This is a genomic window from Bradyrhizobium sp. UBA2491 (assembly GCF_002341725.1).
Lineage (GTDB): Bacteria > Pseudomonadota > Alphaproteobacteria > Rhizobiales > Xanthobacteraceae > Bradyrhizobium.
This window is the reverse complement of the sequence record NZ_DDOP01000081.1, coordinates 101,432-127,705: the sequence shown is the minus strand read 5'-3', so window position 1 is coordinate 127,705 and position 26,274 is coordinate 101,432. Positions and strand designations below refer to the sequence as shown.

At 65.2% G+C, this 26,274-nt stretch carries 28 protein-coding genes; 19 read left to right on the top strand and 9 right to left on the bottom strand.

Going from position 1 to position 26,274, the window contains the following annotated elements; genetic code table 11:
* Both B2W55_RS28570 and B2W55_RS28565 read left to right on the top strand, forming a co-directional pair.
* Positions 1–189: DUF6881 domain-containing protein (locus B2W55_RS28570; protein ID WP_414631658.1), on the top strand; the 189-nt coding region annotated here is incomplete at its 5' end.
* Positions 190–540: 351 nt separating this feature from the next.
* Positions 541–816, top strand: a complete 276-nt coding sequence (locus B2W55_RS28565) for a DUF6881 domain-containing protein (protein WP_024578791.1) — start codon at positions 541–543, stop codon at positions 814–816.
* Positions 817–883: 67 nt separating this feature from the next.
* Here the strand turns inward: B2W55_RS28565 and B2W55_RS28560 are convergent, their stop codons facing one another.
* The 3 genes from B2W55_RS28560 to hrpB all read right to left on the bottom strand — a co-directional run bounded on the left by B2W55_RS28560 (position 884) and on the right by hrpB (position 5,850).
* Positions 884–1,399 (bottom strand): TIGR02281 family clan AA aspartic protease, encoded by a 516-nt coding sequence (locus tag B2W55_RS28560; RefSeq protein WP_024578790.1) that lies wholly within the window; start codon positions 1,397–1,399, stop codon positions 884–886.
* 347 nt (positions 1,400–1,746) lie between these two features.
* Complete coding sequence (locus tag B2W55_RS28555; RefSeq protein ID WP_024578789.1) at positions 1,747–3,198, bottom strand: NCS1 family nucleobase:cation symporter-1; 1,452 nt, start codon at positions 3,196–3,198, stop codon at positions 1,747–1,749.
* 183 nt (positions 3,199–3,381) lie between these two features.
* Complete coding sequence (hrpB, locus tag B2W55_RS28550) at positions 3,382–5,850, bottom strand: ATP-dependent helicase HrpB (RefSeq protein ID WP_024578788.1); 2,469 nt, start codon at positions 5,848–5,850, stop codon at positions 3,382–3,384.
* 417 nt (positions 5,851–6,267) lie between these two features.
* Between hrpB and B2W55_RS28545 the strand changes: the two genes are divergently transcribed.
* The 9 genes from B2W55_RS28545 (at position 6,268) to B2W55_RS28505 (ending at position 14,360) form a co-directional block, all read left to right on the top strand.
* Positions 6,268–7,335 (top strand): acyltransferase family protein, encoded by a 1,068-nt coding sequence (locus B2W55_RS28545; RefSeq protein ID WP_024578787.1) that lies wholly within the window; start codon positions 6,268–6,270, stop codon positions 7,333–7,335.
* Positions 7,336–7,569: 234 nt separating this feature from the next.
* Entirely contained in the window at positions 7,570–8,181 is a 612-nt protein-coding gene (locus tag B2W55_RS28540) for a sigma-70 family RNA polymerase sigma factor (protein WP_024578786.1), read from the top strand.
* 413 nt (positions 8,182–8,594) lie between these two features.
* Complete coding sequence (locus B2W55_RS28535) at positions 8,595–9,302, top strand: cytochrome c biogenesis CcdA family protein (RefSeq protein ID WP_024578785.1); 708 nt, start codon at positions 8,595–8,597, stop codon at positions 9,300–9,302.
* A gap of 18 nt (positions 9,303–9,320) precedes the next feature.
* Complete coding sequence (locus B2W55_RS28530; RefSeq protein WP_024578784.1) at positions 9,321–9,899, top strand: thioredoxin family protein; 579 nt, start codon at positions 9,321–9,323, stop codon at positions 9,897–9,899.
* A 76-nt stretch (positions 9,900–9,975) separates the two neighbouring features.
* Positions 9,976–11,382 (top strand): cytochrome ubiquinol oxidase subunit I, encoded by a 1,407-nt coding sequence (locus B2W55_RS28525; protein ID WP_024578783.1) that lies wholly within the window; start codon positions 9,976–9,978, stop codon positions 11,380–11,382.
* On the top strand, positions 11,379–12,380 hold the full coding sequence (cydB, locus tag B2W55_RS28520) for a cytochrome d ubiquinol oxidase subunit II (RefSeq protein ID WP_024578782.1): 1,002 nt from the start codon (positions 11,379–11,381) through the stop codon (positions 12,378–12,380). Before B2W55_RS28525 ends, cydB begins: the two co-directional genes overlap by 4 nt.
* Positions 12,380–12,511 (top strand): DUF2474 domain-containing protein, encoded by a 132-nt coding sequence (locus B2W55_RS28515; RefSeq protein ID WP_100555135.1) that lies wholly within the window; start codon positions 12,380–12,382, stop codon positions 12,509–12,511. The genes cydB and B2W55_RS28515 overlap by 1 nt, the downstream gene beginning before the upstream one ends.
* 153 nt (positions 12,512–12,664) lie before the next feature.
* A complete protein-coding gene (locus tag B2W55_RS28510; protein WP_024578781.1) occupies positions 12,665–13,258 on the top strand; it encodes a L,D-transpeptidase in 594 nt (197 codons plus the stop codon).
* Positions 13,259–13,322: 64 nt separating this feature from the next.
* Entirely contained in the window at positions 13,323–14,360 is a 1,038-nt protein-coding gene (locus B2W55_RS28505) for an amino acid ABC transporter substrate-binding protein (protein ID WP_024578780.1), read from the top strand.
* A gap of 191 nt (positions 14,361–14,551) precedes the next feature.
* On the opposite strand, the gene B2W55_RS28500 is transcribed toward B2W55_RS28505, so the two are convergent.
* Both B2W55_RS28500 and B2W55_RS28495 read right to left on the bottom strand, forming a co-directional pair.
* The gene (locus B2W55_RS28500; protein WP_024578779.1) at positions 14,552–15,691 is read right to left on the bottom strand and encodes an acyl-CoA dehydrogenase family protein; all 1,140 of its coding nucleotides are present in this window, start codon (positions 15,689–15,691) and stop codon (positions 14,552–14,554) included.
* Between the two features lie 147 nt (positions 15,692–15,838).
* Positions 15,839–17,023 (bottom strand): acyl-CoA dehydrogenase family protein, encoded by a 1,185-nt coding sequence (locus B2W55_RS28495; RefSeq protein WP_024578778.1) that lies wholly within the window; start codon positions 17,021–17,023, stop codon positions 15,839–15,841.
* Positions 17,024–17,192: 169 nt separating this feature from the next.
* On the opposite strand from B2W55_RS28495, the gene B2W55_RS28490 reads away from it, so the two are divergent.
* Together B2W55_RS28490 and B2W55_RS28485 are read left to right on the top strand one after the other, a co-directional pair.
* Positions 17,193–17,738 carry a carboxymuconolactone decarboxylase family protein gene (locus B2W55_RS28490; protein ID WP_024578777.1) on the top strand — a complete coding sequence of 182 codons (546 nt, stop codon included), beginning with the start codon at positions 17,193–17,195 and terminating at the stop codon, positions 17,736–17,738.
* Positions 17,739–17,872: 134 nt separating this feature from the next.
* Positions 17,873–18,367 carry a VOC family protein gene (locus tag B2W55_RS28485; RefSeq protein ID WP_024578776.1) on the top strand — a complete coding sequence of 165 codons (495 nt, stop codon included), beginning with the start codon at positions 17,873–17,875 and terminating at the stop codon, positions 18,365–18,367.
* 76 nt (positions 18,368–18,443) lie between these two features.
* Here the strand turns inward: B2W55_RS28485 and B2W55_RS28480 are convergent, their stop codons facing one another.
* From B2W55_RS28480 to B2W55_RS28470, 3 genes are all read right to left on the bottom strand, one after another.
* Positions 18,444–19,670, bottom strand: coding sequence for an MFS transporter (locus B2W55_RS28480; RefSeq protein WP_024578775.1), 1,227 nt, complete (start codon positions 19,668–19,670; stop codon positions 18,444–18,446).
* 169 nt (positions 19,671–19,839) lie between these two features.
* The gene (locus B2W55_RS28475) at positions 19,840–21,084 is read right to left on the bottom strand and encodes an MFS transporter (protein ID WP_024578774.1); all 1,245 of its coding nucleotides are present in this window, start codon (positions 21,082–21,084) and stop codon (positions 19,840–19,842) included.
* Positions 21,085–21,290: 206 nt separating this feature from the next.
* Positions 21,291–21,788: a type II toxin-antitoxin system HicB family antitoxin gene (locus tag B2W55_RS28470; protein WP_024578773.1), complete on the bottom strand. Its 498-nt coding sequence runs from the start codon at positions 21,786–21,788 to the stop codon at positions 21,291–21,293.
* Positions 21,789–21,869: 81 nt separating this feature from the next.
* Here B2W55_RS28470 and B2W55_RS28465 point away from each other — a divergent pair, with 81 nt between their 5' ends.
* The gene (locus B2W55_RS28465) at positions 21,870–22,742 is read left to right on the top strand and encodes a protein-L-isoaspartate O-methyltransferase family protein (RefSeq protein WP_024578772.1); all 873 of its coding nucleotides are present in this window, start codon (positions 21,870–21,872) and stop codon (positions 22,740–22,742) included.
* Positions 22,743–22,841: 99 nt separating this feature from the next.
* Here B2W55_RS28465 and B2W55_RS28460 read toward each other — a convergent pair whose 3' ends face one another.
* The gene (locus tag B2W55_RS28460; protein WP_024578771.1) at positions 22,842–23,531 is read right to left on the bottom strand and encodes a DUF938 domain-containing protein; all 690 of its coding nucleotides are present in this window, start codon (positions 23,529–23,531) and stop codon (positions 22,842–22,844) included.
* A 354-nt stretch (positions 23,532–23,885) separates the two neighbouring features.
* Between B2W55_RS28460 and soxX the strand changes: the two genes are divergently transcribed.
* From soxX to B2W55_RS28435, 5 genes are read left to right on the top strand one after another with little or no spacing between them, the layout of a single operon-like run.
* Positions 23,886–24,233: a sulfur oxidation c-type cytochrome SoxX gene (gene soxX, locus B2W55_RS28455; RefSeq protein WP_024578770.1), complete on the top strand. Its 348-nt coding sequence runs from the start codon at positions 23,886–23,888 to the stop codon at positions 24,231–24,233.
* Between the two features lie 27 nt (positions 24,234–24,260).
* Entirely contained in the window at positions 24,261–24,755 is a 495-nt protein-coding gene (gene soxY, locus B2W55_RS28450; protein ID WP_024578769.1) for a thiosulfate oxidation carrier protein SoxY, read from the top strand.
* Between the two features lie 21 nt (positions 24,756–24,776).
* On the top strand, positions 24,777–25,088 hold the full coding sequence (soxZ, locus tag B2W55_RS28445) for a thiosulfate oxidation carrier complex protein SoxZ (protein ID WP_024578768.1): 312 nt from the start codon (positions 24,777–24,779) through the stop codon (positions 25,086–25,088).
* Positions 25,085–25,942, top strand: a complete 858-nt coding sequence (gene soxA, locus B2W55_RS28440) for a sulfur oxidation c-type cytochrome SoxA (RefSeq protein WP_024578767.1) — start codon at positions 25,085–25,087, stop codon at positions 25,940–25,942. Before soxZ ends, soxA begins: the two co-directional genes overlap by 4 nt.
* Positions 25,939–26,259 carry a hypothetical protein gene (locus tag B2W55_RS28435; RefSeq protein ID WP_024578766.1) on the top strand — a complete coding sequence of 107 codons (321 nt, stop codon included), beginning with the start codon at positions 25,939–25,941 and terminating at the stop codon, positions 26,257–26,259. The genes soxA and B2W55_RS28435 overlap by 4 nt, the downstream gene beginning before the upstream one ends.
* The last annotated feature ends 15 nt before the right edge of the window (positions 26,260–26,274 follow it).

Genomic DNA, 26,274 nt, shown 5'->3' with positions numbered 1-26,274 from the left:
CTTCGTAAGGTCGAAATCTTTTCCGACGGAAGGATCTGGTATGCCGATGCTGAAGTTGAGGTCGGGGACACGGGCCTTGGTCAGATGCCATTGCCGTCCGTTGAAGAGATCGCCGCCGATCCCCAGTTCGTGCCGGAAGTGATATCAAAGGCCGAGTTCGAAAAAATCTGGGCAATGGCGACGGCGTGAACGGGTTTCGCCGCTGCACGGCACGATCCGCAAGCACGGCCAACAGATCAAGACGGTACGGCTTCGCAACACCGGAAACAATGTCGATCCGCGCTTCGCGAAAGCAAATTGGCGCCGGACATCAAGTCAGTTGCGGGCGTCGAGCCAAGCGCGTGACAGTCGATTACGACTTCATTGACGATGTGCCGAATTGGCAGCAAGGCGAACGAAATCCCCACCAAGCGGCTAAACTCAAATCAACCCGGCCGGTCTGAATGTGATTAAGGGCCGGTCCGGCGTTTATGTTATCCCAAACGAGGGACCGTTGGATTTGAACAGCAGGATTATCAGCAGCGGAAAGGTGTCCGACCAATGACCTATCTCAAGGTGAAGCGGATTCACCCGGTACCCGACCAACCAGTGTCCACCTACAGCGAGTTGGATGACGAACGTTGGGAGCTTCGCAAGGTCGAAATCTTTCCCGACGGAAGGATTCTATATGCCGATCCTGACGTCGAATTCGAGGAGACGGGCCTGAGCACGATGCCATACCCGTCGTTTGAGGAGATCGCCACCAATCCGAAGTACGATGCGAAAGTGATATCAAAGGCCGAGTTCGAAAAAATCTGGGCAATGGCGACGGCGTGAACTGATCCGCATCACGGAGAAAGACATCCAGCGGAAGACTTGGATAGGCGCTTGATGCCAATCGGCCTTACTGCTCCAGCAACAATTTGCCGTTGGCGTATTCGAAGCGCTTCAGCTTCGACAGGAACGACAGGCCGAGCAGGTTTTCCGACAGCGCCTCGTCCGGCAGCACCAGGGCGTCGACGTCGCGCACCGTGAGGCCGCCGACCTCCAGCATGGCGATGCGGGCGCGGGCGGCCTTGATGGTGCCGTTGGCGGTGGTGACGCGCGAGGTGTAGTCGCCCGGCACCGGGCGGAGACCGAAGCGCGCCGCCGAGGTCTCGTTCAGCGCCACCACGGAGGCGCCGGTGTCGACCATGAAGTTGATGCGCTGGCCATCGATCCGGCCGTCGGTCGCGAAATGACCGCGCGGATCTGGCGCAATGCTGACCGTGCGGGCGGCGCTGGCCTGCGCCACCGTGACGGCGGGGGCGATGGTCTGCTTGGCGGTGGTCGCGGCGGCGGGCGACATCTTGCTGGCCATCTGGCCCATGAAGGTGCCCAGCCCGATCAGGATGGCCGCGAAAATCATCAGGTTACGCATGACACCATACTCGGAAAACCGAACACGCAATTTCACCACGCCGTCCGCCCCGCCGCGAGCGAAGGCGGCAGTGCGAGGCTGCCATTTTGGCGAAAAGGATGAGCGAAGGGTTAATATGGGCCGGCAGAGATGCGCGAATCGCACCGCCGGACGTTCACCTCTCCCTTGGGAGAGGTCGGCGCGAAGCGCCGGGTGAGGGGTCACGCACTCTCGTTGGAGCTGCGGCCCCTCACCCGATTTGCTACGCAAATCGACCTCTCCCCAACGGGGCGAGGTAAATCCAGTCTGCGGACCCGGCTCAACCCAAACCCATAAGACGTCAGGCGGCCATTCAAGCGACGTCGCCCTCAGGCCGTCCTGGCGACCGGGCTCGGCATCGCAGCGCGCAGCGCGTAGTAGACCGCGCCCGCGATCGCGACACCGAAGAACCAGCCATAGACCGCCCACCACGCCGGCAGGATCGAGGTGAAGTTCGGCAGCACCGACGAGAACAGCGCGCCGATCGCGGCTGCGATCAGCGCACTGACGTTCCAGCCGTTCTGGAAGCGGTATTCGCCGTGCTCCTGGTACAGCGCCGGCACGTTCACGCGGCCTTTGGCGATCAGATAATAGTCGACCATCATGATCCCGAAGATCGGCCCCATGGTGGCGCCGATCAACCCGACGAACGAGGCGGCGCTGCCCTCCCAGGGCGCGAACGGATACAGTGCCAGCGCGATCAGCGCCGCGATGTAGCCGCCCTTCTTGAAGTCGATATGCCGCGGAAACACGTTGGAGAAATCGAACGCCGGCGAAACGAAATTGGCGACGACGTTGATGCCGAGAGTCGCCACAGCGAAGGTGACCGCGGCGAGCAGCGCCAGGAACCAGCTGTCGAACTTGGCCGAGATCTGGTCGGGATGCAGCAGCACCTCGTGATAGACGTTGAACGCTGCGATCGTGGTGACGCCGGCCACCAGCGAGAACAGGATCAGATTGACCGGCAGGCCCCAGAGATTGCCCTTGCGCAGCGACGCGGTGTCGGGCGCGTAACGGGAGAAGTCGCAGAAGTTGAGATAGAGCGCGGCGAAATAGGTGATCCAGGTGGCGGCGACGGCGCAGAGCGCCGGCAAGCTACCGGGTTCGCCGGGCACGCCGGCATCCCTGGTCTTCTCCAGCAGCACGTCCTGCGGGATCGGCGCGGTGAGCGAGATGCCGCCAGCAACGATGCAGAGATAGACCGCGAGGATCAACATCATCAGCCATACCGCCGGCCCTGCCCAATCCTGGAAGCGGCGCACCGTCTCCATGCCGCGCTGGATGATCAAGAGTTGCAGCGCCCAGATCACGACGAAGCAGATCACCTCGAGCGTCGAATGGCCGAGCATGTGGCTCGACTGGTGGAACGCCTTGAAGCCGTCGATGCGGGTCAAGAGCGCGACGATCGCGCCCGATGCCGCCGCGGTTTGCGCGCCGTACCAGAAGCAGGCAACGACGGCACGCACCAGCGCCGGAATGTTGGCGCCCCAGATCCCGAAAGAGGCCCGCGCCAACACCGGATAGGGCACGCCGGTTCTCACGCCGGCATTGCCGACCAGGCTCATCAGCACGAAGATGACCAGCGAGCCGATGCCGATCGCCAGGATGAAATTGACGAAGCTGCCGCAGAGCAGGAACAGGCTGGCGGCGAGATAATAGCCCCACAGGCTGTGGACGTCGGAGGTCCAGACGTTGAAGATGCTAAAGGCGCCCCAGTTGCGCTCCTTGGCCGGCGCGAGATCCTCATTGTACAGCGACGGCGATGCGTTCTTGATCTCCACAGCGGTCTCCCCAGATTGCGAGCCCGTGATCCCGGCGAGCAAATCTAACCACCGTTTGCCGGCGCTCGCCAGAGCGACCAGCTCGTCATGCCCGGCCTTGTGCCGGGCATCCACGTCTTTGGACCACCAAGGCAAGCAAGACGTGGATGGCCGGGACAAGCCCGGCCATGACGAAGAGCCGCGTCACGTACCGCGCGGTTTCACGCGCCTTGTCGGCATCGCATTGGCGGGATCTTCCGGCCAGGGATAGCGCGGATAGCGGCCGCGCAGATCGGAGCGCACCGCGGCGTAACTGCCGCGCCAAAAACCGGGCAGATCGCGTGTCACCTGCACCGGGCGCTGCGCGGGTGACAGCAGTTCCAGCACCAGTGGCACCGCGCCCCTGGCGATCGAGGGATGGGTGTTCAGCCCAAACAGTTCCTGCAACCTGACCGCAATGGTCGGGCCCTGCTCGGCCTCGTAGTCGATCGCAAGCTGGGTTCCGGTCGGCGCCTCGAAATGCGTCGGCGCCTCGCGATCCAGCCGCGCGCGCAACTCCCAGGGCAGCAACGCCATCAGCGCATCCGACAGGTCACCGGCGGACAGGTCCTTCAGCGCGATCTTGTCGTACAGCGCAGGCACCAGCCAGTCGTCGGCACGCGCGGCGAGCGCAGCATCCGACAGATCGGGCCAGCTCTCGTCCTCGGCCTTGCGCAGGAACATGACGCGGTCGCGCCATTGTTTCGCTTGCTTCGACCACGGCAGCCGGTCGAGGCCGGCCGCGATCAGGCCGTCGGCGAAGATGCGCGCCGTCTCGGCCGATGGCTTGAGCGGCATCGGTGCCTCCGACAGCGTGATCGCGTGCAGCGAACGGCGGCGGCGCGCGCGCAGCGCCATCGCGCCGCGGTCGAACGTCACCTCCTCGACATTCTCGATCTGGTCGGCGAAGCGCTGCTCGATCTCCTCCTGGGTGATCGGCGCCGCCAGCAGGATGCGGCCGCTGGCAGCCGTGCCGGTCAGTTCGGCGACCGCGATGCTAGGCAGCCGCGCCAGCGCCGCGGTCTGCTCGACGGCAGCGCCGCGGCCGTTGGCCAGCACGAAGCTGCCATTGCCGCGGTTCTTCGCGACGCGGTCCGGAAACGCAAACCCCAACATGACGCCGGTCGAGAGATCCTTCTGCTCGCTCACCGCCGCGTTCACCTGCGAAGCCCAGCGCGCGGCCATGCTGCGCGCGCTCGAGGCGCGCTGCGAGCGGTCGCGGCGGAACTGGTCGAGCCTGACGTCGAGGTCGACGCTGTCGCCGCCGAGCCCGCGCTCGGTCAGCACGGCGGCGATCTCGGCCGCCTCTTCGCCCATGCCGAAGCGGGCGGAATCCACGATCATGCGCGCCAGCCGCGGCGGCAGCGCCAGCGCGCGCAGGCTCTTGCCCTCCTCGGTGATGCGGCCGTCGCTGTCGAGTGCGCCGAGCTCGGCCAGCAGCGATTTCGCTTCCTTCAGCGCGGGGCCCGGCGGCGGATCGAGGAAGGCGAGACTCGAGGGGTCGCTGACGCCCCATTGCGCGAGGTCGAGCACCAGCGAGGACAGATCGGCGGAGAGGATTTCGGGCGCGGTATAGGCCGGCAGCGACGCGGTCTGCGGCTCGTCCCAGAGCCGGTAGCACACGCCAGGCTCGATACGGCCGGCGCGGCCGCGGCGCTGATCGACCGCCGCGCGCGAGGCCCGCACCGTCTCCAGCCGGGTCAGCGCCATGTCGGGCTCGTAGCGCGGCACCCGCGCCAGGCCGGAATCGACCACGATGCGCACGCCCTCGATGGTCAGCGAGGTCTCGGCGATCGAGGTCGCCAGCACCACCTTGCGAATGCCCTTCGGGGCCGGCGCGATGGCGCGGTCCTGCACGGCGGCATCGAGCGCGCCGAACAGCGGCACGATCTCCACTGAAGCGTCGTGCACGCGCTCGGCGAGGAACGTCTGGGTGCGGCGGATCTCGGCCGCGCCCGGCAGGAAAGCGAGCACCGAGCCGGCATCGGCGCGCAGCGCGGCCGCGATCGTCTCGGCCATCTGCCGCTCCACCGGCGCGTCGACCTTGCGGCCGACATAACGGGTCTCGACCGGAAAGGCGCGGCCCTCGCTCTCGACCACAGGCGCATCGCCCAGCAGCTTGGCGACCCGCGCGCCGTCGAGCGTTGCCGACATCACGAGGATGCGCAGATCCTCGCGCAGGCCGGTCTGCGCGTCGCGCGCCAGCGCGAGGCCAAGATCGGCATCGAGCGAGCGCTCGTGGAATTCGTCGAACAGCACCGCGGCGACGCCGTTGAGCTCGGGATCGTCGAGGATTTGGCGCGAGAAGATGCCCTCGGTGACGACCTCGATCCGCGTCGCGCGCGAGACTTTCGAGCCGAAGCGCACCCGATAGCCGACGGTCTCGCCGGGACGCTCGCCGAGCGTTTTCGCCATCCGCTCGGCGCTGGCGCGCGCGGCGATGCGGCGCGGCTCCAGCACGATGATCTTCTTGCCCTTCGTCCAGGGCGCATCGAGCAGCGCCAGCGGTACGCGCGTGGTCTTGCCGGCGCCGGGCGGCGCCACCAGCACGGCGGCATTGTGGCCGGTGAGCGTGCGGTCGAGCTCATCGAGCACGGCGTCGATCGGCAGCGGGCTATCGAATTGATGCGGCAATTGCTCTCACCGCGACCGCAGCGCGCGGCCGATGTGGCCGGCGAGGATGTAAACGTCGTAGCTGCGTGTTCCCAACTGCCGCCTCTGGGATACTGGATCGCCCGATCAAGTCGGGCGATGACACCGATTGTGGGGTGAGATCATAGACCAGCCGACAAGCAGATTCGGCCCCAAAACGACTGTCATCGCCCGGCTCAACCGGGCGATCCGGTGTTCCAGAGGCCTGTCCGCCAAGCCCGGCCGGCCCGCACCCTATGGTTAACCAACCCGTTGGATTCCCGGGCGTCTTAGACCATTCGCCCGGCGGAAGGAACCGGGGAAAGGCGCAGGTTCGGTGGCACATCCCTTGTATCGATAAAGGAGAAAGCAACCGATCGGGCCGATGATAGCTCCGATCAGGCCGGAACAGGACACCAGATGGCCACAAACGGCACAGGCGCTGCGACAGATCGTTCCATCGGGAGCGCGAGCGGACGCGTCGATTGGGTCGACTATGCCAAAGGCATCTGCATCATCATGGTGGTGATGATGCATTCGGTGCTGGGGGTCGAGAAGGCCGCCGAGCAGACCGGCTTCATGCACTACGTCGTGATGTTCGCGAAGCCGTTCCGGATGCCGGACTTCTTCCTGATCTCCGGCCTGTTCCTGTCGGTGGTGATCGATCGCGACTGGCGCACCTATCTCGACCGCAAGGTGATGCACTTCGCCTATTTCTACGTGCTGTGGGTGACGATCCAGTTCGGCTTCAAGGCGCCGTCGCTGGCCGCCGAGACCAGCTGGCCCCAGGTCGGGCTGCAATATCTCGAATCCTTCATCGAGCCGTTCGGCACGCTGTGGTTCATCTACCTGCTGCCGATCTTCTTCGTCGTCACCAAGCTGACGCGCAATGTCCACCCGCTGATCATCTGGCTGTTCGCCGCGGCGCTGGAGACCGCGCATGTCGCGACCGGCTGGACCGTGATCGACGAGTTCTGCGCCCGCTTCGTCTATTTCTTCACCGGCTATGTCCTCGCGCGCTACGTCTTCGCGCTGTCCGATCGCGCGCGGGCGCGGCCGGCATTGGCGTTGCTCGGGCTTGGGCTCTGGGCACTGGTCGATGGCGGCCTGGTCGCGCTCGATCTCAGCGAGTGGCCGGTGGTTTCGCTGGCGCTCGGCTTTGCCGGCGCCTGCGCCATCATCGTGACCGGCACGCTGCTGGCGCGCGCCCATTGGCTCGGCTTCCTGCGCTTCTGCGGCGAGCACTCGATCGTGATCTATCTCGCCTTCTTCCTGCCGATGGCCGCGACCCGCACGCTGCTGCTGCGGGTCGGCGTGATCCACGACATCGGCCTGATCTCGCTGATCGTGACCGTGGTCGGGGTCGCCGGCTCGCTCTTGATCTGGCGGCTGGCACTGGCCGCGCGGGCCAATTTCCTGTTCGAACGGCCCGACGCCTTCTGGATTGCCCCGAAAAAGGCAGCGCCCTCTCTCCAGGCAGCGGAATAGTGCAGGAAGTCACCTCCGGATTCGTTCCAACAGGGGCGATTCCGGTCGCTCTAATTTTCCACGCATTGAAATAATTGAGTTTTTGGTCCTGAATGTTTCGTCGTCCGGCCGGCGACGAAACAATTCTCCCGGTCACGAAACCATTTTCCGCTTTTGGCGCAGACATCCGGAAACGGGCGCTAACTAACAATTCTCCCAACGAACCGCCGCCCAACGGCGAACTGGGAGCCTGTCATGCCGAACGTCATCGCCATCAACGCTGCAGCCAAGAAGCATATCGATGCTGCTCGCGCGACCTCGGATGAAATGCTGCTCGCGCGTATCGCCAAGAATGACCGCACCTCGATGCACACGCTCTATGCCCGTCACAATGTGCGGGTCTACCGCTTCGTGCTGCGGATGGTGCGCGACACCACCATGGCCGAGGATCTGGTCAGCCAGGTTTTCCTGGACGTCTGGCGGACCGCGGCCCAGTTCGAGGGCCGCTCGCAGGTCTCGACCTGGCTGCTGTCGATCGCCCGCTTCAAGGCGCTGACCGCGCTGCGCCAGCGGAGGCATGAGGACATCGACCAGGAAGACGTGCTGGAGATCGCCGACGGCGCCGACACGCCGGAAACCTCGCTTGATCGCGCCACCACCAGCGAGATCCTGCGCGCCTGCGTCGCCAAGCTGTCGCCGGCGCATCGCGAGATCATCAACCTGGTCTACTACCATGAGAAGTCGGTCGAGGAGGCCGGGCTGATCATCGGTATCCCGCAGAGCACGGTGAAGACCCGGATGTTCTATGCCCGCAAGCAGCTCGCCGACCTCCTCCGGGGTGCCGGCGTGGACAGCGTCGCGGCGTAAACAGAAGCTAATTCAATTACTTAAAAGGAGATCGCGCGATCCGGGCAATTGTTGACGAAGCCAAAAAAGTCCGGCGACGAAACAATTGAAACAGTCGACGACATCACCCGGAAAAACGCGATCTCTATACCGATATCCAACGACGCAACCCCAACCCCAAGTCGCTGACTCAGTTTCGATACCTCCCTCGTTCTAACCTCCCAAGTAACCTCCAACGACCCGGCCGGGATGCCCCCCAGCCGGGTCGCTCTGTTTTTGGCGCAGCGTCGTGAGGCCGAGGGCGCCGCGTCTCACACCAACGTGACGCGGCATGCGCCCGGACGGCCGTAACGGCCGCACCGTCCTCGCGAAGACCATCAGGCGAACCCGGCACGGCCCTCTGGCGCGCCGGGACTTCTGATGGACGGATGACGATGCTCAGCCTTGCCCCTGCCCTTACTTTGGCCCTGCTTGCCGGTGTCGCCACCGTTGCCGCCCCTTGCACCCTGCCGATGCTGCCGATCCTGCTCGGGGTATCGATAGGCCAGACCGGCAAGGCGCGGCCCGCGATGATCGCGCTCGGCTTCGTGATGTCATTCTCTGCCGTGGCATTGCTGCTGAGTGCGATCACGCGCGCGTTCGATTTCGATCCCAATCTGCTGCGCACCGGCGCAGCGATCCTGCTCGCGGGCTTCGGCCTGCTGATGATCTGGCCGACGCCGTTCGAATGGCTGGCGATCCGGCTCGGCGGTGCCGCGGGCCATATGGGTCAGGCCGCGCCGTCGCAGAGCCTGTTCGGCGGCTTCGTGCTTGGCTCCACGCTCGGCCTGGTGTGGACGCCGTGCGCCGGTCCGGTGCTCGGCTCGATCCTGACCATCGTCGCGACCTCGAAGGATACCGCATGGGCGAGCCTGCAACTCGTCACCTACGCGATCGGCGCCGCGATCCCGATGCTTGCCATTGCCTATGGCGGGCAGGCCGTCACCACCCGCGTGCGCAGCCTGGCACGGATCGCGCCGCGCCTTCAGCAAGGTTTTGGCGTCGTGATCATCGGCTTCGCCGCGCTGTCCTACCTGCAATACGACACGCTGATCGTGGCGTGGCTGACCCAGTTCTATCCCAACGGCCAGATCGGCCTGTGAGCTCACAAGGAGAGTTCGATGTCCCTGCGCTTGATTGCTGTATCCGCCCTGGTGGCCGGGCTTGGTCTCGGCGGCGCCGTGATCCCCGGCCTCTGCACCGAGTCCGACGCGCCGGCGCAGCCAGTGCCGCGGGCAGTCGCCATGACCACCGAACAGAGCCAGATCGCGCCTGAATTCGCCGGGATCAGCAACTGGTTCAATTCGCAGCCGCTCAAGCTTGCCGACCTGCGCGGCAAGGTCGTGCTGGTGGATTTCTGGACCTATGGCTGCGTCAACTGCGTCAACACGCTGCCGCACGTCACCGAGCTCTATTCGAAGTACCGGGACCGCGGCCTGGTCGTGATCGGGGTCCACACGCCGGAATTCCCGTTCGAGCATTCGGCGTCCAACGTGCAGGCGGCGCTGAAGCGGCACGGTATCCTCTATCCGGTGGCGCAGGACAACAATTCGCAGACCTGGAACGCCTACGGCAACCAGTATTGGCCGGCGCAATACATCATCGACCAGAACGGCAAGATCGTCTTCCAGCATGCCGGCGAAGGGCGGTACGACGAGATCGACCGCACCGTCGCCCGGCTGCTCAACGCCAATAGTTGATTAGACAATCCGCCCTGTGTCGTCGTCACAACCGGCGTGGTAAGGTCCACGCCGGGTCGACGACAAATGGTGGATCATGTTCGAAGGCTGGGATGCGGTCGTACTCGCCCGCGCGCAATTCGCTTTCACGATGTCGTTCCACATCGTGTTCCCGGCATTCTCGATCGGGCTTGCGAGCTATCTCGCGGTGCTGGAGGCGCTTTGGCTGATCACCAAGCGCGAGGTTTTCATCAACCTGTTCAATTACTGGCTGAAGATCTTCGCGGTCGCGTTCGGCATGGGCGTGGTCTCGGGCATCGTGATGTCCTACCAGTTCGGCACCAACTGGGCGTCGTTCGCCGACAAGACCGGGCCGGTGATCGGCCCGATGATGGCCTACGAGGTCTTGACCGCGTTCTTCCTCGAGGCCGGCTTCCTCGGCGTGATGTTGTTTGGGCTGTCGCGGGTCGGGCCCAGGCTGCATTTCGTAGCGACCCTGATGGTCGCGATCGGCACGCTGATCTCGGCGTTCTGGATCCTCTCGGCCAATTCCTGGATGCAGACGCCGACCGGCTATGCCGTCAACGCCGACGGCCAGTTCGTCGCCGCCGACTGGTTCAAGGTGATCTTCAATCCGTCATTTCCCTATCGCCTCGTGCACATGGTGCTGGCGGCCTACCTCACCACCTCGCTGGTGGTCGGCGCGGTCGGCGCCTGGCACCTGTTGCGCGACCAGCATCTGGCCGGGCCGCGCGTGATGTTCTCGATGGCGATGTGGATGGCAACCCTGGTGGCGCCGATCCAGATCCTGGCCGGCGACCAGCACGGCCTCAACACCTTGGAGCATCAGCCGGCCAAGGTGATGGCGATGGAAGGCCATTTCCAGAGCCACAAGGATGGCGCGCCGCTGATCCTGTTCGGCTGGCCCGACGAGCGCGACGCCAAGGTGAAGTACGCGATCGAGGTGCCGAAACTGTCGTCGCTGATCCTCAAGCATTCGCTCGACGCACCGCTCGCCGGCCTCGACACCGTGCCGCGTGAGAACTGGCCGCCGGTGCCGATCACCTTCTGGGCGTTCCGCGTCATGGTCGGGCTCGGCTTCCTGATCCTGGGGCTCGGCCTGTTCAGCCTGCTGATGCGCTGGCGCGGCCTGATGTACCAGTCGCCGCTGCTGCACCGCTTCGCGGTGCTGATGGGGCCGGCCGGATTCATCGCCGTGCTGGCGGGCTGGATCACCACCGAGACCGGGCGGCAACCATTCACCGTCTACGGACTGCTGCGCACGGTGGACTCGGCATCGCCACTGGCGGCGCCCGCGGTCGGCTCCTCGCTGATCGCCTTCATCATCGTCTACTTCACCGTGTTCACCGCGGGCGTGATCTACATCCTGCGGCTGATGGCGCAGCCGCCGCATCCCGGCGAACAGGGCCCGGCGCCGGATCTCCCCGCCCGCGCCGCCGGCATCACGCCGGCCGCGGGTGCAGCCGTGGAGGGCGCGCGATGATCGATCTCGCCACCATCTGGGCCTTCATCATCGCCTTTGCCGTGTTCGTCTATGTCGTGATGGACGGCTTCGATCTCGGCCTCGGCATCCTGTTTCCGCTGTTTCCGCAAAAGGCCGATCGCGACGTCATCATGAACACGGTGGCGCCGGTGTGGGACGGCAACGAGACCTGGCTGGTGCTCGGCGGCGGCGGCATGATGGCGGCATTTCCGCTGGCCTATGCGGTGCTGATGCCGGCGCTCTACACGCCCATGATCGGGATGCTGCTCGGCCTGGTGTTTCGCGGCGTCGCCTTCGAATTCCGCTGGCGCACCCAGAAGGCACGCAACAAATGGGATCTCGCCTTTGCCGGCGGCTCGCTGGTGGCGACGCTGGCGCAAGGCATTGCGCTCGGCGCCATCCTGCAAGGCATCCATGTCGAGGGACGCCACTATGCCGGCGGCTGGTGGGACTGGCTGACGCCGTTCAGCGTGCTGACCGGCATCGCGCTGGTGATCGGCTATGCGCTGCTCGGAGCAACCTGGCTGGTGATGAAGACCGAAGCCGAGCTGCGCGACCGCGCCTATCACCTGAGCTGGATCCTGCTGGTGGCGATGCTGTGCGCGATCGGCGCCGTCAGCATCGCAACCCCGTTCCTGAGCGTGCAATACACCCAGCGCTGGTTCGCCTGGCCCAACATCATCCTGACCGCGCCGGTGCCGATCGCGGTCGCCGCGGTCACCGCGCTGTTGCTGCGCGCGCTGGGCAACAAGAACGATCACCAGCCGTTCTTCCTGACGCTGGCGCTGTTCGCATTGTCCTATGCCGGGCTCGGCATCAGCATGTATCCGTATATCGTGCCGCAGAGCATCACGATCTGGCAGGCGGCAGCTCCCGCCAACAGCCAGATCTTCATGCTGTTCGGGGTCTCGATCCTGGTGCCGCTGATCCTCGGCTACACCGCCTGGGCCTATTGGGTGTTCCGCGGCAAGGTGCGTCCCGGCCACGGATATCATTGATGCGACAACCCGATCCGGATCATCGTCCGCTCGGCCAGCGCCTGCTGTGGTTCGTGGCGCTGTGGCTCGGCGGCGTCGGCACGGTGGCCCTGATCTCCTTCGCCTTGCGACTCTGGATCGCGCCGAAATAGCGCCGGCGGTGTTGCAAGCGCACAGCGCGACCGACAAAAAACAGAAGCATTACAGTGATATAGGGTAGCACCCGCCCTAAACTTGCCATCAAGCTGCCGCTGAGATTTGATGTTGCCGCGATTTGGGTGGCAGCGCCACAAGGAGAGCTTTGCATGACCAAACTTCGTCACCTGGTCTGGATGATGATCGCGGCGGGCACGCTCGTGCTGTCGACATCGCAAGGCTTCGCCCAGAGCCGGCCGGACGTCGACGAGCCCGGCCTGATCGCGGACGACAGCTATCAGCTCGATCCGGAATGGCAGAAGCAGGTCGTGTACTACCGGACCAACGAGGCACCGGGCACCATCATCATCTCCACCGCCGAGCGTCATCTCTATCTCGTGCAGGGCAACGGCCGTGCGCTGCGCTACGGCATCGGCGTCGGCCGCGACGGCTTCCAGTGGCAGGGCCTGGTCAACATCACCCGCAAGGCCGAATGGCCGGATTGGACCCCGCCGCCGGAGATGATCGCGCGCCAGCCCTATCTGCCGCGCTTCATGGCGGGCGGGCCGGGCAATCCGCTCGGCGCACGCGCGATGTATCTCGGCACCACGGTCTACCGCATCCACGGCACCAACCAGCCCGACACCATCGGCACCGCGATCTCCTCCGGCTGCTTCCGTCTGGTCAACGCCGACGTCACCGATCTCTACAACCGCGTTCCCGTCGGCACCAAGGTGATCATCCGCCAGAAGCCCGAACTCTGATCTTTGCTACCCCGCCTGCGATATTCGACCTGATTTTTCCCCGATCCTTCGCGAGAGAGAACCCATGCGTACATTTCGAGGCGGCCTGACGATCGGGCTCGCGGTCGCCGTGCTGGTCGCGGCCGCCGCCATCACCTATGAGCGTTACGACACCCGCACCCTGAAGCGCACCATCCGCCGCGGCGAGGTGCTGTGCGGCGTCAACAAGGGCCTGCCCGGCTTCTCGATCCCGGACGACAAGGGCAACTGGACCGGCTTCGACGTCGACTTCTGCCGCGCGGTGGCGTCGGCGATCTTCGACGATCCGACCAAGGCGAAGTTCGTGCCGCTCGACGCCAGCGAACGCTTCAAGGAATTGCAGAACCGAAAGGTCGACATCCTGTCGCGCAACTCGACCTGGAGCATGTCGCGCGAGGTCAATTACGATCTCTATTTCCCGGCGGTCGCCTATTATGACGGCCAGGGCTTCATGATCCCGCGCGCGCGCAACATCGATTCCGCGCTCGACCTCAACGGCAGCAAGGTCTGCGTGCAGGGCAACACCACGACCCAGCTCAACCTCGCCGACTATTTCCGTGCCAACAACATGAAGTACACGGAGATGAAGTTCGACAAGCTGGACGATGTCGTGAAGGCCTATGATTCAGGCCAGTGCGACACGCTGACCTCGGACGCCTCGCAGCTCTATGCGCTGCGGCTCAACCTCTCCAAGCCGGGCGATCACATGATCCTGGCAGACATCATCTCCAAGGAGCCGCTGGCGCCGGTGGTGCGGCAGCGCGACGACGACTGGATGATGATCGTGAAGTGGACGCTGTACGCCATGATCAACGCCGAGGAGCTCGGCATCACCTCGAAGAACATCGACGAGGCGCTGAAGTCGAAGAAGCCGGAAGTGATGCGGCTGGTCGGCACCGAGGGCGCCTATGGCGAGGATCTCGGCCTGACCAAGGACTGGGCGGTGCGCATCATCAAGCATGTCGGCAATTACGGCGAGGTCTACGACCGCAACGTCGGCGCCGATTCCAAGCTGAAGATCCCGCGCGGCATGAACCAGCTCTGGAACGCCGGCGGCGTGCAGTACGCACCGCCGATTCGGTGATCGGCAACGCAGCCCAGACCACCGCTGCTACCGCCCCTCCGCTGTCATCACCCGCGAAAGCGAAAGCGGGTGATCCAGTACGCCGAGGCTTCTCGGCTCAAGCACTGACCTCTCTGGAATACTGGATCGCCCGGTTGAACCGGGCGATGACAGTGTGTTGTGTGGCGACGGCGTTGCGCTGACGCGTCGGCTTAGTATCCCTTACCCTGCGCCAACTGATCCGTATGGAAATTGCTGTCGCCGAACAGCTCCTGGCAGACGCGGGCGCGCTTCATGAAGAAGCCGATGTCGAACTGGTCGGTCATGCCCATGCCGCCGTGCATCTGCACGCCTTCCTGCACGGCCAGCGTCGCCGTGGTGCCGGCGCGCGCCTTTGCCACCGCGACCGCGGTCGCGGCCTTGTCGATGTTGGTATCGAGCGCCTGTAGCGCCTTCAGGACCGCGGCGCGGGTGATCTCGATATCGATGTAGAGCTGGGCGGCGCGGTGCTGCAACGCCTGGAATTCGCCGATCGCCTTGCCGAACTGCTTGCGCTCCTTCAGGTAGGTCACGGTGCGGCCGAACACCTCGTCGGAGAGACCGACCATTTCTGAGGCGACCGCGCCGCGGCCGATATTGAGCACGCTCTCGAGCAGCCCAAAGCCCTGATCGACCTCGCCGAGCACGCTGTCGGCGTTGACCTCGACATTGTCGAACACGATGCGCGCGGCATTGTGCGAATCGACCATCGCGGTGCGCTCGATCGCGAGCCCCTTCGCCTTGGGATCGACCAGGAACAGCGTCAGCCCGTTCCTGTCGCCGGTGCTGCCCGCGCTGCGCGCGGCGACGATCAGCAGGTCGGCGGTGTGACCGTCGACCACGAAGGCCTTGTCGCCCGACAGCTTGAAGCCGTTGCCGGAGCGCGTGGCCTGCAATTTGGTTTGCAGCGGGCGATGCTTGGCGCCTTCATCGATCGCGAGTGCCGCAAGCAGCGAGCCATCGGCGATCTTGGGCAGATGCTGCGCCTTCTGCGCGTCGCTGCCGCCGCGCACCAGCGCTGAGGCCGCAAGCACCGAGGTCGAAAGGAACGGCGACGGCATCAAGGTGCGACCGATCTCCTCCATGACGATGCCGGCCTCGACGCAGCCCAGCCCGCTGCCACCGAACTGGTCCGGCACCAAGAGGCCGGAGAAGCCCATCTCGGCAAATGTCTTCCAGAGCTCGCGCGAGAAGCCGGTGGTGTCCTTGGCATCGCGCAGGCCGCGCAGATGCGCCACCGGCGCCTTGTCGCTGATGAGACCGCGCGCACTGTCGCGCAGCATGGATTGTTCTTCGGTGAGGACGAGGGCCATGGATGGATTCCGCTCTTCAGATGTTAATCTCGTCATTCCGGGGCGCGACATCGTCGCGAGCCCGGAATCCATACGCACGATCGTGGTTATGGATTCCGGGCCTGGCCCTTCGGGCCATCCCGGAATGACGTGTGGTGAGATTGTGCGTCACGCGCCGGGCAGATCGAGGATGCGCTTGGCGACGATGCCGAGCATCACCTCAGAGGTGCCGCCCTCGATCGAGTTGGCTTTGGTGCGCAGCCAGGCGCGCGGACGGGCGCCGCCGCGGGAACGGTCGCTCTCCCATTCCAGCGCGTCGCTGCCGCCCGCAGACATCAGGATCTCGTAGCGGCGCTTGTTGAGCTCGGTGCCGTAATACTTCATCGCCGACGAGAACGCCGGATGCGACTGCCCGGCCTTGGCGAGATCGACCGCGCGCTCGGCCGCCGCGGCAAGCGCCGCCTCATCGACCTCGAAATTCGCGATCTCGCTGCGCAGCTGCGCGTCGTCGAGCTTGCCTTGCGCATCCGCGCCGACCGAGTCGGCGGCGATCTGGCCGAGCGGACGGCCGACGCCGCGCTCGCCCATGCCCGAGATCATCGCGCGCTCATGCTGCAACAGATACTTCGCGACATCCCAGCCGCGGTTGACGGTGCCGACGACATGCGACTTCGGCACCCGCACATTGTCGAAGAAGGTTTCGCAGAATGGCGAATAGCCGGAGATCAGCAGGATCGGCTTGGTCGACACGCCCTTCGAGGTCATGTCGAACAGGATGAAGCTGATGCCGTCATGCTTCTTGGCGGCCGGATCGGTGCGCACCAGGCAGAAGATCCAGTCGGCATAGTTGGCGTAGGAGGTCCAGATCTTCTGGCCGTTGATGATGTAGTCGTCGCCGTCGCCGATCGCGCGGGTTTGCAGCGAAGCGAGGTCGGAGCCGGCGTTCGGCTCGGAATAACCCTGGCACCAGCGGATCAGGCCCGCGGCGATCTTCGGCAGATGCTCCTTCTTCTGCTCCTCGGTGCCGTATTGCAGCAGCGCCGGCCCGAGCATCGAGATGCCGAACGAGGTCAGCGGCTGGCGCGCGCCGATCGCCGCCATCTCCTGGCGCACGATCTTGGCTTCCTCGCCGTCGAGGCCTCCGCCGCCATATTCCTTCGGCCAATGCGGAACGGTCCAGCCCTTGTCGCGCATCCGCTCGAACCAGACCCGCTGCGCTTCGGAGGAGAATTTCGTGTTGCGGCCACCCCAGAAGGTGTCGCCATCCGAGGCCATCGGCTTGCGCATCTCCGGCGGGCAGTTCTGCTCCAGCCAGGCGCGGGTCTCGGCGCGGAATGTCTCAAGGTCAGCCATGGGTGCGTTTCCACTCAAAATCGACGAATTGGATTCGACCTTAGACCTACGCAGCCGCCGAATTCAATATGCCTCGCGGCCGCGCCATGCTCTGGCGTCGCTACTCACCTTGCAGGTTCGGGTGTATCGCCGAGATGGGGTAACGATTGAAAAACAAGAGGAAACGGACATGCGGCTAAAGCTGCTTTCGCCTAGCGAAATGAACGCCGCCCAGAAAGAAACCTACGACGAGTCGATCGCCGGCAAGCGCGGCGCGCCACCGGCGCCGATGCTGGCCTGGCTGAACAGCCCGGAGATGGCGCGGCATGCCACGCGGCTCGGCGAGGTCTTGCGCTTCGACACGATCTTTCCCGCAAAGCTGTCGGAGATCGCGATCCTCGTCACCGCCCGGCACTGGACCGCGCATTACGAATGGTACGCCCACAAGCGGCTCGCGCTGAAGGGCGGCCTCGATCCGAAGATCATCGAGGACATCCGCGTGCGCCGGACGCCGACCTTCGACGATCCCAAGGCCAGGGTGATCTACGACGTCGCCAAGGCGCTGCACGAAGGTCACGGCCTGCCGAAGGCACTGTATGACGAGGCGATCGAGGTGCTGAGCCAGCGTGGCCTCGTCGAGGTGATCGGCCTGTGCGGCTACTACACGATGGTGTCGATGACGCTGAACACGTTCGAGTTCCAGCTGCCCGGCGGCGAGTTGTCGGAGCTCTGCTAGGTCAGGCGGACCGTGGCGCCGTTCGGAAACGCTGCGTTTCCGGATGGATTGCTCCGGTCCAGGCAAATCCAGACTATATCAGGCGGCGAAGCCTTGCCCTGAGCAGCAGGGCGCTGACGCCAGCGGAGCAGTCCATGTCGCAAAATCCTCCCATCATCGCGGGCACGCGGATCGGGCATGTCCATCTCAAGGTGGCCGACCTGGACCGTGCGCTCGGCTTCTATTGCGGCGTGCTCGGCTTCGAGTTGCAGCAGCGCATGAGCTCCGGCGCGGCCTTCATCTCGGCCGGCGGCTATCACCACCACATCGGCCTCAATACCTGGGAGAGCAAGGGCGGCCACCCGCCGCCGCCAGGCACCACCGGCCTGTTCCACACCGCGATCCTCTACCCGACCCGCCCCGCGCTCGCCGACGCGCTGCACCGGGTGATCTCGGCCGGCATCGAGCTCGACGGCGCCAGCGACCACGGCGTCAGCCAGGCGCTGTACCTGCGCGATCCCGACGAGAACGGCGTCGAGCTCTATTGGGACCGCCCCGAAGCCGATTGGCCGCGCAGTGCCGACGGCAAGCTTTCGATGTTCACGCGGCGGCTCGACCTTGAGGAGTTGCTGAAGCAGCGTGCGGGATAATTCCGTGACCCGACAATCGTAATTCCGCGGCGCGGTCCCGGATATCGCTTCGCTCATCCGGGCTACAAGGTCGTTTTCAGGATGACGCGGCCGGTCCGCGGGTCATGATCGCCACGGCCGCGATCAGTTCGAGGCCGATGCAGCCGTAGAACGGCAGCGTGTAGCTGCCGGAGAGATCGCGCAGCAGCCCGATCACGCCGGGACCGAACGCGTAGGTGATCTGGTTGATCGCGGTGATCAGGCTGACCAGCACGCCGAACGCGCGCGGGTCGAACTCGCGCTGCACGATCAGCGCCGGCAGCGTGATCAGATTGCCGACCGAGAAGCCGAACAGCGCGCAGGCGGCGATCTGCGCCACGTCGTTGTGCACATTGATGATGATGACGAGCGCGATCGCCTGGCTGACAAAGGACAGCGCCGATGCCAGCCGCTGGTTGAGCCGGTCGATCACGAAGGAGAACGAGACGCGGCCGACCACGGCCATCGCGGTCAAGAGCGCCATTGCCACCGTGGCGCGCTCGCGACCGATCACCTGGTCGAGATAGGCGATCAGATGCACGATGAAGCCGACCTGGGCGAACAGCACCAGCGCGAACGCGATCGAGACCGAGAGGAAGCGGATGTCGCGCAGCGCCCTCGCCCGGATCTGGGTCGCTGACGGCGCATCAGCAGCCGCTGACGTCACAGCGTGCAGATGCGCCGGTGGCCGCCCGACGAAGATCAGGATCACCGGCACCATGATCACGACCAGCATCACGGCGGCCGCGATCATCGCTCCGGAGAAGCCGAATGCGCCGATCCCGGTCACCAGCAGCGGCACGCCGACGATGCCGCCGAAGCTCGCGCCGTTCAGCGCCAGGCTGATCGCCATGCCGCGCTTCTTGTCGAACCACAGGCCGAGCGTGTTGGTGATGATGCCGAGGCTGGTGCCGGCCCAGCCGACCGCCAGCAGCGCGTCGGCGAGATAGAGCTGCCACGGCTCGCGCACCTGGCCGATCGCAACCGACGCGACCGCCATCGCCAAGGTGCCGGCGATCAGGCAACTGCGCGCGCCGAACGCCTTGATCGCCTCGCTGACGAAGGCGACCAGCGCTGCACCGAACAGATAGAAGAAGGTAGTGCCCGACGAGACCAGCGAGGCCGGCCAGCCGTGCTGCTTGTGCAGCTCGGCGACATAGACGCTCTGGCCATAGAAGCCGAGGCCCCAGCCGAAGGTCGCCAGCAGGAAGCAGACGGCGACGATGCGCCAGCCTTCGTAGCCGAGCGAGGATTCGTCAGTTCGCGTGGGTGAGGATGCGTCCATTTCTTGCTCTTGCTTCCGACATCGTCATGACCGGATTTATCCGTTCTCACGATGTAGGGAGCTGTGCAAGCACGTCACTTCGAAGCGGGTCGAAGTGTCAGCAGTTGGCAGCAGGAGATCGTTGGGCATGTTCTTGCGGGAAGCCGCGGCACATTTTTCCGGAACATGCCTACATGCTCGGGTCCGGAATCTCTTCCACCGCGCGCAATTTCGCCCGCCGCTTGGCAAATGACGCCAGTGACAGCACGGCAAGGCCGAGCAGCACCGGCGGGAACACCACCCAATTGACCGCGTTCCAGCCGTAATGCGCGAGCAGCTGGCCTGACGAGAACGAGCCGATCGCCATCATGCCGAAGACGAGGAAATCGTTGAACGCCTGCACCTTGTTGCGCTCCTGCGGCCGGTGCGTTTCCAGCACCAGCGCGGAGGCGCCGACGAAAGCGAAATTCCAGCCGACGCCGAGCACGAACAGCGTCGCCCAGAAGTGCGGCGCCGTGATGCCCGACAGCCCGATCATCGCGGCCACCGCCTCCAGCGCCAGCCCGAGCGCGACAATGCGCGGTGCGCCGAACCGCGCGATCAGCGAGCCGGTGAAGAAGCTCGGGCCATACATCGCCACGATGTGCCACTGGATGCCGAAATTGGAATCGCTGACCGTGAGCCCACACATCTTCATGGCGAGCGGCGCCGAGGTCATCACCAGGTTCATCATCGGATAGGCGATCACGCCGCACAGCGCGGCGGCGATGAAGCGCGGCTGCCTTGCGATTTCGAACAGCGGGCGGCCGCCATGCAGATCCGCGGCCGCGGGCTTCGGTGCGTCGACGCCCGACAGCACCGCCATCGCCACCAGCGCGACCAGCGCCTGCATCACGAAGGAGAACGCGAACAGGTAAGGCGGCCAGATGTCCATGGTCCATTGCACGAGCTGCGGCCCCAGCACGCCCGCGAACACGCCGCCGGCCATCACCCAGGACACCGCCTTGGGCCGGAACGCGGCGCTGGCGCCATCGGCCGCCGCGAAGCGATAGGACTGCGCGACGGCGCCATAGAGTCCGCCGAGGAAGGTCGCGCCGCAGAACAGCCAGAACGACGAATGCAGGATCGCCCAGGCGCCGAGCGCGCCGGTGAGCGTGCCGCAGAAGGTGCCGATGATGAAGGCTGTGCGGCGGCCATAGGCGCGCGAGATCGCGCCGGTCGGCAGCGTGCCGGCGGCAAGGCCGAGCACATACATCGAGAGCGGCACGGTGGCGAGCGAGACGCTCGGCGCCAGCGACGCGCCGACGATCGAGCCGGTGGCGAAGATCACGGCCGAATTGGCCCCGGTCAGCGCCTGCGCCGCCGCCAGCCGCCACACATTGGCGCGCGCCCGCGCGTCGTCACTGGTTTCGTCCGCAGCTGTCACGTCGATCATCGATAGTCCCGCGTCGAGGCCCCGGCGGCCTGCAATCGCCGGCACTATGGAGAGCGGGTGCAGGCCGATCAACCGGCGCAAACGGACGTACGCCATGCGGGAGGCGCACGAGGGGCGGCGAAAGCAAAGTGCGGCTGGTACCCAACTTCGTCATTCCGGGCTCGCGCCAAGAGGCGCGCCCCGGAATGACGGCGGCTGCAATCGCCCTACCGCACCGGCTTCTTTCCCGGCCGCTTCTCGGCGCGCAGCGCGCCGGTCTTGTGCACCTTGGAGCGCGGCGCGATCGGGGCGCCGCGTGGAAATCCGCCCGGCCATTCCAGCGCGAGCGAGCTCGCAAAGCCGAAGAAGCTCGAACGGCTCATGCCGAGCTCCGCGGCGCGCTTGTCGATGCGCGTGATCAGGCTCTTCGGCAGGTAGACATTGACGCGCTCGGACGGATCGGGCGGATCGACGCCGACCATGAAGAACGCCGCGACGTCGGAGCCCTTGGGCGGCACGATCCGTTCGATCGGCGTCGGCTCCGGCAGCGCGTGGCCCTGCTCGAGCCAGCCGTCCACCGCCTGCGCCAGCGCACGCTCGGCGCGCTCGATCGCCTCCTCCTGCGATTTGCCGCCGGCCACGCAGCCGGGAAAATCCGGAAACCATGCCCCGAACGCGCCGCGCGGTCCGCGCTCCAGCACGGCCGGATAAAGCCGTCTCTTCATTCTGGCCTCCGTCGTTGAAGTATGCTATTTCACACACAGTGATGTGTCAAATGACACACGGAAGGCAAAGGGAGCACCGCAATGGACCCGCAAGCCGAACTCCGCATCGTCCGCGGAGCCTACGCCAGGCAGATCCTGGCCGCCGCCAACGTCGTCGATCCGCGCGTCGCCGCGGCCTTCGCCGCGATTCCCCGAGAGGATTTCGTCGGCCCGGGACCATGGATGATGCTGCGGGGGTTTCGACAGGATTACATGCCGACGCCCGATGCCGATCCGGTCTATCTCTACACCAACGACCTCGTCGCGCTGCTGCCCGAGCGGCGCCTCAACAATGGCCAGCCCTCGCTGCACGCCCACCTCATGCACCGGGCCGCGCCCGCCGCTGGCGAACACGTGGTGCATGTTGGAACCGGCACGGGTTACTACACGGCCCTGCTCGCGCATCTGGTCGGACCGACCGGCCGGGTCACCGGCATTGAATACGACCCGGAGCTTGCGGCACGTGCCCGCGCCAATCTCGCCCCTTATTCAAATGTCGAGATCATCACGGGTGACGGCACGCAGGTGGAGTTCAGGCCGGCCGGCGTGATCTACGTCAATGCCGGCTGCACCCGGCCCGCCGCGCGCTGGCTCGACGGCCTCGCCGAGGGTGGCCGCCTGATCCTGCCGCTGACATCGGATGCGGGCTTCAAGGGCGGCACGCCGGAGCAGGTGGCGCGCTCCGGCGCGGTGTTCCGGATCCGACGCGCCGATGGCGCGTATCAAGCCGACTGGATTTCACCGGTCGCGATCATTCCCTGTGACGGCGGCCGCGACGAGCCATCAGAGCAGGCGTTGGCCGAAGCCTTCGCCCGCGGTGGCTGGCAGAAGGTGACGCGGCTCTACCGCGATGCCGGAATTCCCGACGCGCGTTGCTGGGTGCGCGGCGATGGGTGGTGTCTGGCTTACGACTGAGCTGGCCATTGCCCGATCTGTAGGATGGGTAGAGCGCAGCGAAACCCATCAACCGTCGCCCCGGACAAGCGCGATGGGTTTCGCTGCGCTCTACCCATCCTACGATTGACCCGCATCCTTCCGCACGAACATCAGGATCATGTTGTTGGCCGGCATCTCGAAAGTGCCGCCGAGCTTCAGCCCGACGCGCTCCGCGAGCGCTTCGACATCGGCGATGTCGCGCACGCCCCACTCGGCGTCGCGTTCGCGCAACGAGGTGTCGAACACGGCATTGCTGAGCGCAGTGTGCTTGCCGCCGCGCTTGAACGGGCCGTAGAGGAACAGCCGGCCGTCGGCGCGCAGATGCCGCGCGGCGCCGGCGAACAGGCCCTCGGCGACGCGCCACGGCGCGATGTGGATCACATTGGCGCAGAAGATCGCGAGCAGCCTGTCCGGACCTTTGCCATCCGATAGCGCCGGCGACCAGGCCGGATCGGACAGATCGATCGGCTGCGCCGGCCGGATGTTGGCAAGCCCGGCATGGGCGCGCCAGGCCGCGATGCTGCGCAGATGCGCGGCATGGAGGTCGCTCGGCCACCAGATGATGTCGGGCGTCTGGCTGGCGAAATGGACGACATGCTGGCCGGTGCCGCTGCCGGCTTCCAGCACGTCGCCGGATCGGCCGGCGAGGAAATCCTTCAGGACCGCCCAGATCGGCTGATGGTTGCGGTGGAAGGCCGCCGCGTCGAGCCGACCGTCCGCCTCAACCGGCCGACCGTCCTTGCCGAACTCCACCACGAACTCCGCCACCGCACGTCTCCTGTGTTAGCCGAATGTAGACCGCGCAACCGCAATCGGCAAAATCGGAACCGGAACGACACCGCTGTTGCTTCCCCGCCATTCCGAGGTGCGAGCCTTGCGGCGCAATTGCGCCGCCGGCGAGCCTCGAAGAATGCACAGCCACCAGTCGGGCCGTCCACCCTTCGAGACGGCCGCGTTGCGGCCTGCTCAGGGTGACGGGCCTGGTTGCATCTGCGCTGACCTTTCCGTAACGACATTAACCCCGTCGCAACGCGCCTATTCTCCAAGTTGCCAGCCGATGGCCTTTGTGCTTTCCACTCTTTATATTGCGATGGGATCATCGAGATTGACCGGGAAACGTCCTTGATCGCCACTTTCTCCAAGCCAGCCTTCGTTCTGGCGCTGCTGGCCGGCCTCGCCGTGGCTGTGCCCGCGCAGGCCCAGTCCGCCACTGAGGGCCAAAAGCTCGCTTTCGACCGCGGCAAGGGCAATTGCCTGACCTGCCATGTCATCAAGGGCGGCGAGCTGCCCGGCACGATCGGCCCCGAGCTGACCGGACTCAAGGCGAAATACAGCCGCGACGAGCTGATCGCGATCGTCACCGATGAGACCAAACGCAACCCGCAGACCGTGATGCCGCCGTTCGGCCGCAACCGGATTCTGAGCGAGAAGGAAATCGACGCCGTGGTGGACTTCCTGCAGACCCTGTGACGGCGCGACCGCTTGAGGAGATTTTCGATGAACATCGCGACCAACGAATATTCCGAAGTGCGCCGCCTGCTGCTGAAGGGCGCGGGCGTCGCCGCACTGATCGGCCTCGGGGTGATCCCGTTCGACGTGCCGCAGGCGCTCGCGGCCGCCAACGACAAATATCCGGAAGACGCGTTCAAGCAGAAGACCGTGGCCGACGCCATCAAGGCGCTCTACGGCAAGACCGCCGAGCCGTCGGACAAGGTCAAGATGGATGCGCCCGAGATCGCCGAGAACGGCGCTGTGGTGCCGATCTCGGCCACCACGACACTGCCGGGCGTCACCTCGATCTCGTTTTTGGTGAGCGAGAACCCGATCTCGCTGGTCGCGTCCTACAAGATTCCGGACGGCACGCTGCCGAGCGTCGGCAACCGCATCAAGATGGCCAAGACCAGCAATGTGGTGGTGCTGGTCGAGGCCGATGGCAAGCTCTATAGCGCGACCAAGGAAATCAAGGTCACCGTCGGCGGCTGCGGCGGCTAGGCTCAACAGGGAACAAATCAGATGGCATCGAGCATTCGCGTCCGCGCTACCTCGAACGGCGACACCACCGAGGTGCAGGCGCTGATCCAGCATCCGATGGATTCCGGCTTCGTCAAGGACGCCAAGGGCGAGATCATCCCGCCGCATTTCATCCAGGTGCTGACCTTCGAATATGACGGCAAGCCGGTGTTCGTCGCGGACTGGGGCGGCGGCGTCTCCAAGGATCCCTATGTCAAGTTCGCCTTCAAGGGCGGCAAGAAGGACGGCGAGCTGAAGGTCAGCTGGGTCGACAACAAGGGCGCCACCGACAGCACCACGGCGAAGATTCAATGACGCGGCGGCTGGCAGTCCGCGCGACCGTTGCCGCGCTTGCGCTCGGCGTGCTTGCGCTCGCGCCGGCGCGCGCTGTCGACAGTGTCGATCCCGCCGCCGACAAGGCCGCATTCCAGAAATTCTTCACCGCCAAATTCCCCAAGCTGAAGCTCGAGGATTTCGTCAACGGACCCTATTCCATGGACGAGGACCTGCACAAGCAGTGGGAGGAGAAGGAGCAGTTTCCGCCCTACGAGTTCTCGCTCGAAGCCGGCAAGGAGATGTTCACGACGCCGTTCAAGAACGGCAAGACCTATGCCGACTGCTTCCCGAACCAGGGCATCGGCATCCGCCAGAACTATCCCTATTTCGACGAGAAGGAAGGCAAGGTCGTCACGCTCGAGCTCGCGCTCAACCGCTGCCGCGAAGCCAATGGCGAGGCGCCGTTCTCCTATGTGAAGGACGACATGGCGGCACTCACCGCCTACATGGCCTTCACCTCGCGCGGCAAGCCGATGGACATCAAGATCCCGAACGATCCGCGGGCGCTTCAGGCCTACCAGAAGGGCAAGGAGTATTTCTACACCCGCCGCGGCCAGCTCAACTTCTCCTGCGCCACCTGCCACATCCAGAGCCCGGGCGAGCGGATCCGCGCTGAGGTGCTGGCGCCGGCGCTCGGCATCCTGAACGCGATGCCGATCTACCGCTCGGAATGGTCGGGCATGGGCACCACCAGCCGCCGCTTCACCACCTGCAACAGCCAGATCCGCGGCGTGCCGCTCAATCCGCAGGACGACGAGTACCGCAACCTCGAATACTACCTGTCCTATGTCAGCAATGGCCTGCCGATCTCGGGTCCGGGAGCCAGGCCATGAGCGCGGCCACGAGAACGAAGGTATTCTTCGCTGCATCCGTCCTGCTGCTCGCAACGGCGCCCGGCGCGCGTGCCGCTTCCGAGGCCGACTACAAGGCGGCTTATGCGGCGGCCGAGGCTGCCAACAAGGAAGCCGGCTCGCTGCGCAACCAGTGGACCACCACAGCTTCGACGCTCGCCGCCGCAAAAAAGGCCGGTGAGGCTGGTGATTTCGACACCGCAGTCGCCCAGGCCAAGGAGGCCGAGGCGCTGGCAAAGGCATCGATCTTCCAGGCCACCAGCGAAAAGGAACGCTGGAAGGACATGGAAATTCGCTAAAGGCGCGCAGGCCAC

Bases quoted from the DNA above. Each gene is read 5' to 3' on its own strand.
- soxY (WP_024578769.1), top strand. From the start codon at position 24,261: ATGAACATCGCGACCAACGAATATTCCGAAGTGCGCCGCCTGCTGCTG.
- cydB (WP_024578782.1), top strand. From the start codon at position 11,379: ATGATCGATCTCGCCACCATCTGGGCCTTCATCATCGCCTTTGCCGTG.
- soxZ (WP_024578768.1), top strand. From the start codon at position 24,777: ATGGCATCGAGCATTCGCGTCCGCGCTACCTCGAACGGCGACACCACC.
- B2W55_RS28465 (WP_024578772.1), top strand. From the start codon at position 21,870: ATGGACCCGCAAGCCGAACTCCGCATCGTCCGCGGAGCCTACGCCAGG.
- B2W55_RS28480 (WP_024578775.1), bottom strand. From the start codon at position 19,670: ATGGACGCATCCTCACCCACGCGAACTGACGAATCCTCGCTCGGCTAC.
- B2W55_RS28525 (WP_024578783.1), top strand. From the start codon at position 9,976: ATGTTCGAAGGCTGGGATGCGGTCGTACTCGCCCGCGCGCAATTCGCT.
- B2W55_RS28540 (WP_024578786.1), top strand. From the start codon at position 7,570: ATGCCGAACGTCATCGCCATCAACGCTGCAGCCAAGAAGCATATCGAT.
- B2W55_RS28505 (WP_024578780.1), top strand. From the start codon at position 13,323: ATGCGTACATTTCGAGGCGGCCTGACGATCGGGCTCGCGGTCGCCGTG.
- B2W55_RS28435 (WP_024578766.1), top strand. From the start codon at position 25,939: ATGAGCGCGGCCACGAGAACGAAGGTATTCTTCGCTGCATCCGTCCTG.
- B2W55_RS28470 (WP_024578773.1), bottom strand. From the start codon at position 21,788: ATGAAGAGACGGCTTTATCCGGCCGTGCTGGAGCGCGGACCGCGCGGC.
- B2W55_RS28475 (WP_024578774.1), bottom strand. From the start codon at position 21,084: ATGATCGACGTGACAGCTGCGGACGAAACCAGTGACGACGCGCGGGCG.
- soxA (WP_024578767.1), top strand. From the start codon at position 25,085: ATGACGCGGCGGCTGGCAGTCCGCGCGACCGTTGCCGCGCTTGCGCTC.
- B2W55_RS28545 (WP_024578787.1), top strand. From the start codon at position 6,268: ATGGCCACAAACGGCACAGGCGCTGCGACAGATCGTTCCATCGGGAGC.
- B2W55_RS28560 (WP_024578790.1), bottom strand. From the start codon at position 1,399: ATGCGTAACCTGATGATTTTCGCGGCCATCCTGATCGGGCTGGGCACC.
- B2W55_RS28530 (WP_024578784.1), top strand. From the start codon at position 9,321: ATGTCCCTGCGCTTGATTGCTGTATCCGCCCTGGTGGCCGGGCTTGGT.
- B2W55_RS28510 (WP_024578781.1), top strand. From the start codon at position 12,665: ATGACCAAACTTCGTCACCTGGTCTGGATGATGATCGCGGCGGGCACG.
- B2W55_RS28495 (WP_024578778.1), bottom strand. From the start codon at position 17,023: ATGGCTGACCTTGAGACATTCCGCGCCGAGACCCGCGCCTGGCTGGAG.
- B2W55_RS28485 (WP_024578776.1), top strand. From the start codon at position 17,873: ATGTCGCAAAATCCTCCCATCATCGCGGGCACGCGGATCGGGCATGTC.
- B2W55_RS28535 (WP_024578785.1), top strand. From the start codon at position 8,595: ATGCTCAGCCTTGCCCCTGCCCTTACTTTGGCCCTGCTTGCCGGTGTC.
- B2W55_RS28565 (WP_024578791.1), top strand. From the start codon at position 541: ATGACCTATCTCAAGGTGAAGCGGATTCACCCGGTACCCGACCAACCA.
- B2W55_RS28500 (WP_024578779.1), bottom strand. From the start codon at position 15,691: ATGGCCCTCGTCCTCACCGAAGAACAATCCATGCTGCGCGACAGTGCG.
- B2W55_RS28490 (WP_024578777.1), top strand. From the start codon at position 17,193: ATGCGGCTAAAGCTGCTTTCGCCTAGCGAAATGAACGCCGCCCAGAAA.
- B2W55_RS28515 (WP_100555135.1), top strand. From the start codon at position 12,380: ATGCGACAACCCGATCCGGATCATCGTCCGCTCGGCCAGCGCCTGCTG.